The sequence below is a fragment of the Variovorax multivorans genome, assembly GCF_051216835.1.
Lineage (GTDB): Bacteria > Pseudomonadota > Gammaproteobacteria > Burkholderiales > Burkholderiaceae_C > Variovorax.
In genome coordinates, this window is sequence record NZ_JBPJZL010000011.1 from 24,442 (window position 1) to 37,467 (window position 13,026).

General features: G+C 67.0%; 13 protein-coding genes and 1 pseudogene. 4 read left to right on the plus strand and 10 right to left on the minus strand.

Annotated elements, in window-relative coordinates; all coding sequences use genetic code 11:
- Positions 1-71: 71 nt before the first annotated feature.
- From ACSFCA_RS25985 to ACSFCA_RS26000, 4 genes and pseudogenes are all read left to right on the plus strand, one after another.
- The gene (locus ACSFCA_RS25985; RefSeq protein ID WP_258351677.1) at positions 72-992 is read left to right on the plus strand and encodes a branched-chain amino acid ABC transporter permease; all 921 of its coding nucleotides are present in this window, start codon (positions 72-74) and stop codon (positions 990-992) included.
- Positions 989-1,966, plus strand: a complete 978-nt coding sequence (locus ACSFCA_RS25990; RefSeq protein ID WP_435461649.1) for a branched-chain amino acid ABC transporter permease — start codon at positions 989-991, stop codon at positions 1,964-1,966. Before ACSFCA_RS25985 ends, ACSFCA_RS25990 begins: the two co-directional genes overlap by 4 nt.
- On the plus strand, positions 1,963-2,718 hold the full coding sequence (locus ACSFCA_RS25995) for an ABC transporter ATP-binding protein (RefSeq protein ID WP_093053796.1): 756 nt from the start codon (positions 1,963-1,965) through the stop codon (positions 2,716-2,718). Before ACSFCA_RS25990 ends, ACSFCA_RS25995 begins: the two co-directional genes overlap by 4 nt.
- A 77-nt stretch (positions 2,719-2,795) precedes the next feature.
- Positions 2,796-3,446 (plus strand): annotated as a pseudogene (locus ACSFCA_RS26000) (ABC transporter ATP-binding protein); the annotation flags it as partial.
- 46 nt (positions 3,447-3,492) lie between these two features.
- On the opposite strand, the gene ACSFCA_RS26005 reads toward ACSFCA_RS26000, so the two are convergent.
- The 10 genes from ACSFCA_RS26005 to ACSFCA_RS26050 form a co-directional block, all read right to left on the minus strand.
- Complete coding sequence (locus ACSFCA_RS26005) at positions 3,493-4,104, minus strand: class I SAM-dependent DNA methyltransferase (protein ID WP_435461648.1); 612 nt, start codon at positions 4,102-4,104, stop codon at positions 3,493-3,495.
- A gap of 150 nt (positions 4,105-4,254) precedes the next feature.
- Entirely contained in the window at positions 4,255-4,968 is a 714-nt protein-coding gene (locus tag ACSFCA_RS26010) for an SDR family oxidoreductase (RefSeq protein ID WP_258351682.1), read from the minus strand.
- 199 nt (positions 4,969-5,167) lie between these two features.
- Positions 5,168-5,620, minus strand: coding sequence for a lysozyme inhibitor LprI family protein (locus tag ACSFCA_RS26015; protein WP_435461647.1), 453 nt, complete (start codon positions 5,618-5,620; stop codon positions 5,168-5,170).
- A 304-nt stretch (positions 5,621-5,924) separates the two neighbouring features.
- A complete protein-coding gene (locus ACSFCA_RS26020) occupies positions 5,925-6,533 on the minus strand; it encodes a glutathione S-transferase (RefSeq protein WP_435461646.1) in 609 nt (202 codons plus the stop codon).
- A gap of 36 nt (positions 6,534-6,569) precedes the next feature.
- On the minus strand, positions 6,570-7,460 hold the full coding sequence (locus ACSFCA_RS26025) for an acyl-CoA thioesterase (RefSeq protein WP_435461645.1): 891 nt from the start codon (positions 7,458-7,460) through the stop codon (positions 6,570-6,572).
- A 90-nt stretch (positions 7,461-7,550) separates the two neighbouring features.
- On the minus strand, positions 7,551-8,264 hold the full coding sequence (locus ACSFCA_RS26030; RefSeq protein ID WP_435477455.1) for a hypothetical protein: 714 nt from the start codon (positions 8,262-8,264) through the stop codon (positions 7,551-7,553).
- A gap of 30 nt (positions 8,265-8,294) precedes the next feature.
- Positions 8,295-9,650, minus strand: a complete 1,356-nt coding sequence (locus ACSFCA_RS26035) for an FAD-dependent oxidoreductase (protein WP_435461643.1) — start codon at positions 9,648-9,650, stop codon at positions 8,295-8,297.
- Positions 9,650-10,630: a Bug family tripartite tricarboxylate transporter substrate binding protein gene (locus ACSFCA_RS26040; RefSeq protein ID WP_258351688.1), complete on the minus strand. Its 981-nt coding sequence runs from the start codon at positions 10,628-10,630 to the stop codon at positions 9,650-9,652. The genes ACSFCA_RS26035 and ACSFCA_RS26040 overlap by 1 nt, the downstream gene beginning before the upstream one ends.
- 83 nt (positions 10,631-10,713) lie before the next feature.
- On the minus strand, positions 10,714-11,691 hold the full coding sequence (locus tag ACSFCA_RS26045) for a Bug family tripartite tricarboxylate transporter substrate binding protein (protein ID WP_435461642.1): 978 nt from the start codon (positions 11,689-11,691) through the stop codon (positions 10,714-10,716).
- A 56-nt stretch (positions 11,692-11,747) separates the two neighbouring features.
- Positions 11,748-13,001 carry a 3-hydroxybenzoate 6-monooxygenase gene (locus ACSFCA_RS26050; RefSeq protein WP_435461641.1) on the minus strand — a complete coding sequence of 418 codons (1,254 nt, stop codon included), beginning with the start codon at positions 12,999-13,001 and terminating at the stop codon, positions 11,748-11,750.
- Between the last annotated feature and the right edge of the window lie 25 nt (positions 13,002-13,026).

Sequence of the window (13,026 nt, forward strand, 5' to 3'; positions counted from 1 at the left end):
ACACCTGAGGCCCGGCAAAGCCGGCTCCTCGGTGTTCCTCGAATGAAAACGCGAGCAATCCTTGTGATCCTATGAGTGGAATTCTTGTTCTCGAGCAGCTGCTCAACGGCCTCGGCTACGGGCTGATGCTGTTCCTGCTGGCTGCGGGGCTCACGCTGGTGTTCGGCATCATGGACGTGCTGAACCTCGCGCATGGCTCTCTCTTCATGGCCGGCGCATACGTGGCGGCCGAGGCGCACACGCGCACCGGCTCGTTCGCGGCGGCCATCGTCATCGCGGTGGCAGTCACCGTCGTGGTCGCGCTGCTGCTCGAAGTGCTGCTGATGCGCCGCCTCTACACACGCGACCATCTCGCGCAGGTGCTGGCCACCTTCGGCGTGATCCTGGTCGCCGACGACATCGTCACGATGGCTTGGGGCCCCTCGCCAGTGATGGCGCCGACGCCGGCCGCGCTCTCGGGGCCGGTCAACCTGATGGATGGCCTGCCCTACCCGGCCTATCGCCTCGTGATCCTCGTCGGTGGCCTGCTGGTGGCGCTGGCGTTGTACCTTCTCGTGAACCACACGCGCATCGGCATGCGGGTGCGCGCGGGCGCCTCCGACCGGCCGATGGCCGAGCTGATGGGCGTGCGCGTGGGCCGCATCTTCAACGGCGTGTTCCTGCTCGGTGCGGCACTGGCCGCGCTGGCGGGCGCGCTGATGGGCCCGATCGTCGCCGTGCAGGTCGGCATGGGCGAGGCCATTTTGATTCCAGCGCTCGTGGTGCTGGTGATCGGTGGCATCGGTTCGGTGCGCGGCGCCTTCGTGGCCGCACTGCTCGTGGGCGTGGTCGACACCGTGGGGCGTGCCTTCGTGCCGATGCTGCTGCGTGCCACGCTGCCGCCGGCCACGGCAGCCGACCTGGGGCCGCTGTTCGCCGAAGTCGCGATGTACGCGCTGATGGTGGTGGTCCTCATCTTCCGGCCCTCGGGCCTTTTCTCGGCACGCGCATGAAGTCCTCACGCTACATCGGCCTCGGGCTGCTCTTCGTGCTGCTCGCGGCGTTTCCGCTGGTCGCGCCCCTCTTCGGGCTCGAGTTCTACATCGGCTTCGTGCGGCGCGTGCTCATCGTGGCGCTGGCTGCGGCAAGCCTCAACTTCATCCTCGGCTTCGGCGGCATGGTGGCGCTGGGGCATGCGGGCTTCATCGGCATGGGGGCGTACACGGTGGTGGCGCTCAGCGATGCGGGCGTGATGTCGGCGTGGGTGATGTGGCCGCTGGCCGCGCTCGTGGGCGGCCTCGTCGCCGCGCTGATCGGCACTGTGGCCCTGCGCACGCGCGGCGTGTACTTCATCATGACCACGCTGGCCTTCGCGCAGATGCTGTACTTCGTGGTGGTGTCGCTGCGCCGCTATGGCGGCGACGACGGCTACACGCTGATGTCGCGGCCCACGCTGCTGCCGGGACTGGACCTGGGCAACGAAGCCAACTTCTACTGGGTGGTGCTGGCAATCGTCGCGCTCGCGCTCTGGTGGCTGCACCGCGCGACGCAATCGCGCTTCGGCCATGCGCTGATGGGCATTCGCGACAACGAGACGCGCATGCGGGCGCTAGGCTATCCGGTGTTCCGGCTGCAGCTGGTGGCGTTCGCGATTGCTGGTGCCATCGCGGGGCTGGCCGGTGCGCTGCTCGCGGGCGGCAACGGCTTCGTGAGCCCGGCGACGATGCACTGGACGCAATCGGCCACGCTGCTGGTGATGGTCGTCATCGGCGGGCTGGGGCGCAGCTGGGGCGGGCCGGTGGGCGCTGTTGTCTGGCTGGTGCTCGAAGAGGTCTTGAAGCAGCACACAGAGCATTGGCACATGCCCCTGGGGTTGTTGTTGATCGCTGTTGCGTTATGGGCACCCAAAGGGCTTGCTGCCCTGTACAAGCGCCGCTTGCCCCTCACCCCAACCCTCTCCCCAGAGGGGCGAGGGAGCAAATCATGAGCCTTTTCAGAATCGAAGGGTTGGTCAAGCGCTTCGGCGGATTGCTTGCCACCGACCACGTGAACCTCACGGTGGAGCGCGGCGAAGTGCATGCGCTGATCGGGCCGAACGGCGCGGGCAAGACTACGCTGGTGAACCTGATCACCGGTCTGCTGAAAGCCGATGCCGGCCGCATCCTGCTCGACGAAGCCGACATCACGAAGCTGAAAGACCACCAGCGCGTGGCCGCCGGCATGTCGCGCTGCTTCCAGGTGACGCGTGTGTTCCCCAAAGAAACCGTGCACGACAACCTGATGCTCGCGGCGCAAGCCCATGCGGGCACCAGCCTGCGTTTCATGGCGCCGCGCGCGAAGGAGCGAGATCTCGTCGATCGCGCAGTGGCGCTTGCGGACCGCGTCGGCCTCGGCAGCGAACGCGAGCGCATCGCGGGCACGTTGCCGCACGGCGCGCAGCGCGCGCTCGACGTGGCGCTGGCGCTCGCGGCCGAGCCCAAGCTGCTGCTGCTCGACGAGCCGATGGCCGGCATGGGCCCGGACGAATCGGCGCGCATGGTGGAGCTGATCGAATCGCTGCGCGCATCGATGGCCATCCTGCTGATCGAGCACGACATGGACGCGGTGTTCCGCCTGGCCAACCGGCTCACCGTGCTGGTGCAGGGCAAGGTGCTGATGAGCGGCACGGCCGACGAAGTGCGGGGCCACCCCGATGTGCAAGCCGTCTACCTCGGCACGGAAGCAGAAGGCCATTCATGAGTGCGGCATCCACATTGCTCGAAGCGAAATCCATCGAAGCCGGCTACGGCGCGAGCCAGGTGCTGTTCGGCATCGACCTCGACATCCGCCCCGGCGAAGTGCTCGCGCTGCTCGGGCGCAACGGCATGGGCAAGAGCACGCTGCTGAAGGTGCTGACGGGCACGCTCTCGCCGATGCGCGGCAGCGTGCACTTCGGCGGCGCGGCCATCGGCGGCCCGAACAAATCGATGCGGCCCGACGCCATCGCGCGGCGCGGCGTGGCCATCGTGCCCGAGGGGCGGCATGTGTTCCCGAACCTCAGCGTGGATGAACACCTGCGCGCCTTTGCAAGACCGCGTCCGGGCAGCGCGCCGCGCTGGACGCTCGATGCGCTCTACGGCCTGTTCCCTCGCCTGTCCGAACGCAAGGCCAATGCGGGCAACCAGCTCTCGGGCGGCGAGCAGCAGATGCTGGCCATCGCCCGTGCGCTGTCGACGCACCCGCGCCTGCTGATCCTCGACGAAGCCACCGAAGGCCTGGCCCCAGTGATCCGCGAGGAGATCTGGCACTGCATCGCCACGCTCAAGGCCGAGGGCGAAGCGATCCTGGTGGTCGACAAGTACGTGCAGCGCCTGCTGCCGCTGGCCAACCGCCACGTGATCCTCGAACGCGGGCGCGTGGTGTGGCAGGGCGACTCGGCCGCGCTCGATGCCGACCGGTCGCTCTGGACGCGCTACCTGGGCGTGTAGGACCTCCGTTCGCCCCATGGTTCGCGCGGCTTCACGGCGCAGCGTCTCATTGCGGACGAAGCGCCAGGAAGTAGACCCACGCTTCCTCGTTGCGGCCGATGCGCTCCATCTCCCAGTGCGTGTGCAAGCCGGCCTCTTCAAGCTGCGCGGCGAACAGGTCTTTCGCCCAGTACACGGTGTGACAGTCGCCATTCGTCTCGCCTTCGCCGACGCGCATGGAGACCAGGAAGACACCGCCGGGCTCGAGTGCATCGAAGACCTTGCGCAAGATCGGGCCGATCTGCGCGCGATCGACATGAATCAGCACGCACATCGCGAGGATGGCGTTGTAGGGCCCGCCCAGCGCATCCGTGATGACGTCGAGCAGTTCGCCCTTCTTGCCGCGCTCCGCCTGCAGGTCGAGAAATGCCTGTGCCGCATCGGTGCGCCTGACGACCCCGCCCAGGGACTCGATGAAGTCGGCGTCCCGCCCCGGACCAGAGCCGATCTCGAGCACGGTGCCGCCGGTGGGCACGAACTGCATCATCCGCCGCAGCGCGTCCGCGATTTCGGGCTGCAGCGGGTGTTCGGCCACGATCGCGTTGTACTCGCGAGCAGAACCTTCGTAGGACTGGACGGTGCGGTGCGATTTCTCCAGCGCCTGTGCGGAGATTTTCATGAGCAGCCTTTCCGGACCATCGGACATCCGACGGAACCTGGAAAGGCTAGGCCCAAGACGCCACCCGGGCCATGGGGCAAATCACCTAGTGGACTGCCGATGAAGTCAATGAACTGGCTGGGTTGGCAATACCTGCCGCAGCAGGCAGCCTCACACAGAGCGCGTGATGCCGCCGTCCACGCGCAGGTTCTGCCCGGTGATGTAGCCCGCGCCTTCCGACGCGAGGAAGCCGATCACGGCCGCGATCTCGCTGCTCTTGCCGTAGCGGCCCATGGGAATGCGGCCACGGAATTCGGCCTTCTCTGGCAGGCTGTCGATGAAGCCGGGCAGCACGTTGTTCATGCGCACGTTGTCGGCCGCGTACTTGTCGGCGAAGAGCTTGGTGAAGGCTGCAAGGCCGGCGCGGAACACGCCCGATGTGGGGAACACGGGGTCGGGCTCGAAGGCAGCGAAGGTGGAGATGTTGATGATGGAGCCGCCGCCCTGCTTCGCCATGAGCGGCGCGACGAGGCGCGCAGGGCGCACTGCGCTCAGCAGATAGACGTCCATGCCGCGGTGCCAGTCTTCGTCGGTGATGTCGAGGATCGGCGCGCGCGGGCCATGACCTGCGCTATTGACCAGCACGTCGACGCGGCCCCATTCAGCTACGACCTTGTCGACGAGCCGCTTGAGGTCGTCGTTCGACTGGTTCGAGCCTGTCACGCCGATGCCACTCAGCTCGGCGGCCAGTGCCTCGCCCTTGCCCGACGAGGAGAGGATGGCTACGCGAAAGCCGTCGTCTGCGAGCTTGCGGGCTGCCGCGGCACCCATGCCGCTGCCACCTGCGGTGACGATGGCTACTTTTTTCTGTTCTTCAGAAGACATCCAGGATTCCTTGGTTCATGCGAGACCTGCATTTAGCCAAGGAATCAGGCTTCTTGCCATTCAGGGGTGCGTGCGAATGACACCGGGTACTCCCCTCCGCGAATGTCCCCCGGCCTGCGGCCTCCTCCTTTATTTCGCTGCGGGGAGCACCCGATGCCATTCGCACATGGGCGCGGCCGTTGTGCAGACATTCAAAGGCCTACTGCTTGCAGGTGCGCTGACGTTCAACCTGTTTCGTCATCTGGACGATCTCGTGCTCAACGCACATGGACTCCGCCGTCTGCTCCAGCAATCCACCGCCATAGTCCTTCGCCGCGTTGCGTTTGCATCCCTGGTCGCGCACGACTTCCCAGCGGGCGATCCTGGCTTCGAGACGCTCCTTGCAGGCCGGCAACTGCTGCACCTTGCTGGCTAAGGCGTGCTTCAGTTTCAAGTCGGCTGCAACGACATCGCGATACGCGCAAATATTCATTGCTGCTTGACTTGCCTCGCAGCGGGACAGAAGGCCGCGCAATTCGTCCGCAGGTATCCCGGAGCGTTGCGCCAAGGCGGTCAATACCTCCTGAAAACCAGGCTCGTACTTCGCAGGAGATGCTGCGGATGCTCCCGAGACTGCGAAGACAGCCAGCAACGTTGCCAACACGCGTTTCATCGTGTGGGCTGAAACGTCGATGCTTCCTCGCAGAGACAAAGTTCTGCGCGCCCACTGGCACTCATCGCCATATTTTCATTGGCCATTCAAGCTCCCTTGTTGTGATTCCAAGGCCCGCGTTTTACCGGCGCCTCATGACGGAACCAACCGACGCGGCTGTAGTGCTGGTCGACCAACCACTGCGCTGAACGATCACGCCGATGGGGTGCCTTGCGCAGCGAAACAAAGGAGGAGGCCGAAGGCCGAGGGACATTCGCGGAGCAAGGTACCCCGTCAGCGTGAGCGCGCCCCGAACGAACGAAACCTAAACCGCAGGCAAAGTAGCCCGCATCGACGCACGCTGGTTGAATGCTTCGAACCACTTCGCACTGTTCGGCGCCTCAGCGCGCCAGTCGACGGCAGGAAACCGGAAGTCCATGTAGCCCAGCGCGCACCCGAAAGCGATGGTGCCGATGTCGACACGATCACCGAACGAAGGCGCAGCCGTCTCGAGCCATTCGAGGCCAGTGCGCACCTTGGCGAGTTGACCATCGGTCCAGTCAGCCCAGCGCAGTTCCTCAGGGCGCAGCACGCTCTCGTAGCGGGCGAGCAATGCTGCGCCGGTCATGCCGTCGGCCAGCGCGAGTTCGGTCAGGCGCGCCCAGCGCGCGGTTCCGTCTGCCGGAAACAGTTTGCCCGACTGCGTGGCGTTCAGGTACTCGCAGATCACGCGGCTGTCGAACAGCACCTGGCCGTCGTCGGTGATGAAGGTCGGCACCTGGCCGAGCGGGTTCTTCGGGATGATGGTGGCGTCGCGCTTCACGGGGCCGGCCGCGCTCGGCAGCTTCTCGATGCGGTCTGCAATGCCGAGCTCGTGCGCCACGACCATGCACTTGCGCACGAAGGGGGAAGCGGGAGAGAAGAAGATTTTCATGCTGATGAGGGCTTGTGTTTCGGGCGTGAACTGTGGCTACGCCGGCTTCCTGATGCGCAGCATGCCCTCCTGCGCGGCCGAGGCCACGAGCCGGCCGTCGCGCGCATAGAGGCTGCCGCGGCACAGGCCGCGCGCGCCGCCCGCGCTGGGCGAATCGAGCACGTACAGCAGCCAGTCATCCATGCGGAAATCGCGGTGGAACCACATCGCGTGGTCGAGGCTCGCGGGGCGCACCTGGCCGCTCATGAAGCTCAGGCCGTGCGGCAGCATCGCGGCGCGCAGCAGGCCGTGGTCGGAGGCGTAGGCCAGCAGCGCGCGGTGCACCATCGGATCGTCGGGCAGCGGCGCGATGGCGCGCATCCAGATGGCGCTTTGCGACACCGCCGGGCGCGGCAGCGGTGCCATCAGGTCTTCGGGGTCGACGCGGCGGTATTCGATGCCGTGCGGCTGGATCGCCTTGGAGCGCCAGGGCTCGGGCAGGCGGTCGCCGAGGGCGATGCGCTGGTCGAGTTCGCTGACGAGGCCTTCGGGGCCGGCCACCTCGGGCATGTCGAACTGGTGCTCGACGCCTTCGTCCACGGTCTGGAACGAGGCCGACATTTCAAAAATGATGCGCTCCTGCTGGCGCGCCACCACGTGGCGGGTGGTGAAGCTGCGGCCGTCGCGCACGCGGTCGACGCTGTATTCGATCGGCGCGTGCTCGCCCGGCAGCAGGAAGTAGGCGTGCATCGAATGCACCGGGCGCTCGGCGCCCACCGTGAGGCTGGCCGCCATCAGCGACTGGCCCAGCACCTGGCCGCCGAACACTGCGGGCGTGCCGATGTCCTCGCTCTGGGCCAGGAAGCGGTCGTTGCCCAGTGGCTCGAGCTGCATGATCGCGACGAGTTCGTTGACGAGGTGAGCGGCGGTAGCGGAATCGGTGGTCATCGGGGGAAGGCTGTCAAAACAGGGCAGAAAGCAACCCTGGACCATAGCAAAGGCCGCGCCCGCGGGCTGTCGCGGGCCGGTCAGCAGTCGCTATCTGAAAAAGCAGACGTCCATGAAACGGGCCCGGCAGCTGTAGTCCGTTCCGCCCTGCACCACGGACAACGGCGCCCCACCCAGCACCAGCGAGCCATCGGCGGCTCGGGACAGCGGCGTCGGCGCGGCCTTGTCGGCGGGGCCGCTGGCCGTTTCCTGCTCGACGTACTTGAGGTACTGCGTCCGGGAGAAGTCGACCGCCTCGTCCTGCTTCAGCACGCCGGCCTCGTAGCGGCGGCCCTTGACGCTGCCGAAGTAGCGCAGCGCCGGCCCGGTGCGGTCGCCGTATTTCACTTCGGTCCTCGCGAAGCCGGTCTGGATCAGGAAGGCCTGGTCGTCAGGCGTCAGGTCGGTGTCGAAGACCATCAGCACGTACTGGCCTTCGAGGCTCTGGTTGCGCGCCACCTTCAACTCGCCGACCAGGGCGGGCGAGATCTTGGTGCGACCTTCCCACCGCAGGATGGTGGCCACACCCGGGTCGCCGTCGAATACGTAGTGGTACTTCTCGCCGGCAATGACGAGCTTGCGGCCGTCCTTGCTCGCGAGAAAGCTCACCATCGCGTCCTTGCCATGAACGGGCTCGCCCTCGGGCGTACTGGCGCAGCCCCACTGCATCAGGCCGAGCGCGGCGCATGAAAGAGCCAGGAAGCCGCGGCGCGCGGTGATCGACAACGAAAGAAGGTTCACGTTTCGTCCGGGGGTCGAGTTCATCTTGCCCCGGACTCTAGCGCGCCGCCGTGCTCAGCGGTCGAGGTCGGCGCCGTCGGCGGCCAGCTTTTTCTGCAGGGCCGGCACATCGACCTTCGCGAAGGCGCCGCCGCCCAGCGACGCTGCCGCCGTGCCCGCGGCCTGCCCCATGACAAAGCAGCCACCGCTCGCGCGCGCGGCCGACTGGCCCTCGTGCGTCATCGATGCGCAGCGGCCGGCCACCAGCAGGTTGTCGAGCGTCTGCGGCACCAGCATGCGCCAAGGCAGGTGGTTGTAGGCGTTGGCTTCGTCGCGCGGAAAGGCCCATTCGATGCGGCCGTCGGCGTGCATTTCCATCGGCCAGGCATTCAGGCCGATGTTGTCGTCGAACTTCGCCGAACCGAGGATGTCTTCGCGCCCGAGCGCGTAGAGGCCCTGAATGCGCCGCGTCTCGCGGATGCCGACCTGCGGCGCGATCTCCACGATGGACGACTGCGCGAAGCCCGGCACCTCGGCCTTCAGGAACTTGAAGTACTCGCTGATCTGGCGGCGGCCTTCGAGCTCGCCCTCGGTAAGCTCGCGCGCATCGACGCCGTTCATCGCGCGGCCCTGGGCGTTGCGGATCTGCGTGACGTTGGCACGCCATTCGCGCGGGTCCTTGTTGGGCCGCAGGATGGCGCCCTCGCGCGGGAACTTGTAGACGCCCGGCTTCTGCTGCTCGGTGCGCACCATGTAGTCGTTGATGGCCTTGAACTCGCCCACCGCCTCCAGCGCGGCCGGCGCGTCGACCTGGCCGATGCGGAACATGGTGGTCGGAAAGAGCCCGCTGCCATGGCCGTCGCCCACTTCGAAGGGCACGCCGGCAAAGGCAGCCACATCGGCATCGCCGCTGGCGTCGATGAAGGCGTTGGCGCGAATGGCCTGGCGGCCCGACTTGGTCTCGACCACCAGCGCCGCGATGCGGCTGCCGTCGCGAATCACCGCGGCCGCGTACGCATGGAACAGCAGCTTCACGCCCGCGGCGTCGAGCAACTGGTCGGCGGCCAGCTTGTAGGCAGAGGTGTCGTACGAGCGCACGCAGATGCGCCCGCCCATGCCGTTCTGCGGCTGGTTCATGCCGTTGAGCCCGGCGATGCGGTCGATCAGCTCGTCGACCACGCCGTGCACCAGCTGCGTCATCTCGCCCTGGCGCTTGCCGTACAGGCCCGCGAAGTTGGTAACGCCGCCTGCAGTGCCCATGCCGCCGAGGAAGCCGTAGCGCTCCACCAGCAGCGTGTTGGCGCCGTGGCGTGCGGCGCTCACTGCAGCGGCAATGCCGGCGGGGCCGCCGCCGACCACCACCACGTCGTATTCGCCGAATACCGGCAGCTCGCGCGCCGGTTCATGCAATGTTGTGGGAGACGTAGTCATTACTGCAGCTTGATTCCGCGGGCCGAGATGATCTTGCTCATGATCGCCGCCTCTTCGTTCACACGCGTGCGCATGCCGTCAGGCGAGGTGCCCACGGCCTGCCAGCCCTGCTCGAAGAGCTTGCGGCGCACGTCCGGGTTCTTCATGACCACTTCGAGTTCGCGGCTGATGCGCGCCTGCGCCGCCTTCGACAGGTTGGCCGGGCCGAGCAGCGCCACCCACACTTCGAGATTGAAGTCTTTCACGCCGGCTTCCGACAGCGGCGGGATCTCGGGCACCAGCGCGCTGCGGCCGCCGGTGAGGCCGATGGCCTTGAGCTTGCCGGCCCTGATCTGCGGCATGGCCACGCCCGGCGGGATCAGGCCCATCTGCACCTGGTCGCCCAGCATCGCGGTAATGACCTGCGGGTTGCCCTGGTAGGGCACGTGCTCGGGCTTGAAGCCGGGCACGCGGGTCTTGAGCAGTTCCATGCCCAGGTGGCCGACCGAGCCGATGCCCACCGAGCCGTAGTTCCACTTGTCGCCGGCCTTGCGGCCCTCGTCGAAGAAGGCAGTGCCCGAGGGCAGGTTGTTCTGCGCCACCAGCACCAGCGGCGCGGTTGCGATCAGCGACAGGTAGGTGAAGTCTTTCACCGGGTCGTACGGCAGCCTGGCGTACAGCATCTTCGACGACGTGAGATTGCCGTTGATGACGATGCCCAGCGTGTGGTCGTCGGTGGCCTTGGCCACCTGGTCGGCCGCGATGTTGCCCGAGGCGCCGGCCTTGTTGTCGACCACGATCGGCTGGCCCAGCGCCTTCGACAGCGGCTCGGCGATGGTGCGCGCCGCGATGTCGGGCGTGGAGCCGCCCGGGAAGCCCACGAGCAGGCGGATCGGCTTGGTAGGCCAGGCGGCGTTCTCTGCATTGGCGCTCAGTGGCAGCGCAACGGCGGCAGCAGCCAGGCCGCAGGCAATCAGGAGAGCTCTCTTGGTGGCTTGCATGAAAAGAAGTGTGAAAAAGTTGTCAAAAAACAAAGAGGGTCAGCTTAACTGTCGAGTGAGACAGCGGGCAAGCCACGCCCCCGTTAATCCAAGCTGATGTTGCCCCTGCGCACCAGCTCGCCGTACACCTTCGACTTGGCCTCGGCGTTGCGCTCGATTTCCTCGGGCGACCAGGCCAGCGGCTCGAAGGCGAAGGTGTCGAAGCGGGCGCGGATTTCGGGGTCGGCGATGACCTTGGCCACGTCGGCATTGATCTTCGCCTTGACGGCCGCCGGCACGCCCTTGGGCGCGAGCAGCGACACGAACGAATTCACCTCCAGCGAAGCCGGGCCGCCGGCCTCGGCCATGGTCGGCACGTCGGGCATCTGCGGAATGCGCTTGGGCGCGGCAATGGCGAGGTAGCGCAGCTTGCCGGCCTTGTAGATACCCTGGCTCGACGGAATGCTCGCGAAGCTCCACGGCACCTCGCCGGCGCCCACGTTGGAGAACAGCTGCGACACCTCGCGGTACGGTGCGTGGCGCATATGAATACCGGTGAGCGCCTCGAGCTGCTGCGCGCCCAGGTGGCCAGGGCTGCCGACGCCCCACGAGCCGTAGACGATGCCGTCAGGGTTGGCCTTGGCGGCGGCGATCAGGTCGCTCATGTTCTTCCACTTCGAGTCGGTGGCCACGGCCACGAAGAAGGGCGTGCGGAACAGCGAGGCCACCGGATCGAAGTGCTGCAGCGTCACGAAGTTGCGCGACTTGTACAGGTGCGGCAGCGCGGCGATGTGCTCGCTGTCGAGCTGCAGCAGCGTGTAGCCGTCGGGCGCGGCGCGGCGGGCCTGGTCGATGGCGATGAAGCCGCCGCCGCCGGGCTTGTTGTCGATCAGCACGCGCTGGCCCCACAGGCGCGAGAGCTTGTCGGAGACGAGGCGCAGCACCGCGTCGGGGCCGCTGCCGGCCGCGAACGGCGTGACGAGGGTCACGGGCTTGTTGGGGAAGTCGCTGGCTTGCGCCAGTGCTCCCGTGGTGGCCGTCAGGGCAAGGAGGCCTGCCAGCAGTGCGCGCGAAAAATTCATGTCTTGTCTCCTGGGCCTGGGGCCTCGATGGTTATGAATGTTGGAAGCAACGGGTGTCAGTGCGGCAAGAGCACGGCGGCCGCTTCGGCAGATGGCCGCAGCGCCTCGGGCGCGTCGTCCAGGCAATGCTCGGGCCGCCAGGCATAGAGCCATTCGACCGCATCGTAGAAGCGCTCGGGCGAGCGGCCGACCCACAGGCTGTTGCGCACGAGGCGTTCCACGCCCTTGGCGTGATACAGGCGCCCCATCTCGCGCACCGAGAGCACCACGCGTGCCGTGCGGGCGATGCGTGCCGCTTCATACAGCTTGAACGCGGCGGTCATGTCGAAGCCACAGGCTTTCACCGCCTCGCCGAGCGTCACCGCGTCTTCGAGCGCCATGCAGGCGCCCTGCGCGAGGTACTGCATCATGGGATGTGCCGCATCGCCCAGCAGCGTGGCCGGGCCCTCGCTCCAGCGTTCGACCGGGTCGCGGTCGGCGGTGCTCCAGCGGCGCCACGAGGTGGGCCGATCAAGCAGCTGGCGCGGGCGCGCATGCACGCCTTCGAAGTACGAGAGCACTTCTTCCTTGCTGCCATCGGTCACGCCCCACTCTTCGTGCTCGCGGCTGTGGAAGGTGACGACGAGGTTGTATTGCTCGCCATGGCGCAGCGGGTAATGCACCAGATGGCAGTTGGGGCCGGCCCAGACCACGGGCGCGTTCCAGCGCAGGTCGGCGGGCATGTCGGCCGCGGGCACCACGGCGCGGTAGACCACGTGGCCCGACACGCGCGGCGCATCGCCGATGAGCTTGTTGCGCACCACCGACTTCACGCCGTCGCAGCCGACGATGGCGTCGGCCTTGAACTGCCGGCCGTCGCCCGTGACGGCAGTGACGCCTTGACTGCCCATGTCGATTGCCTCGACCTGTGCCGAGGTATGGAAGCGGATCAGCGGATGCTGCTTCACGGCCTCGTGGATCGCGCCGTGCAGGTCGGCGCGGTGGCTCACCGCATAAGGATTTTTGAAGCGCGCTCGGAAGGCTTCGCCGACCGGCACCGAGGCCACTTCGCCGCAATCGACCGCGTCCATCATCACCAGCCTGTCGGTGAATACCGAGCCCCGGCGCACCGCCTCGCCCACGCCCAGCGCATCGAGCGCGGCGAAGGCATTGGGTCCGAGCTGCAGGCCGGCGCCAATCTCGCCGATGGTGGCGCTCTGTTCGAGCAGGTCGATGGAAACGCCCAGGCGCGCAAGCGCCAGCGCCGCGGCCATGCCGCCGATGCCGCCGCCGACCAGCAGCACGGCGGGAGGGTTCTTCGATGGTGTCATGGCGGGCCTGTGCTTTTCTCGGTGA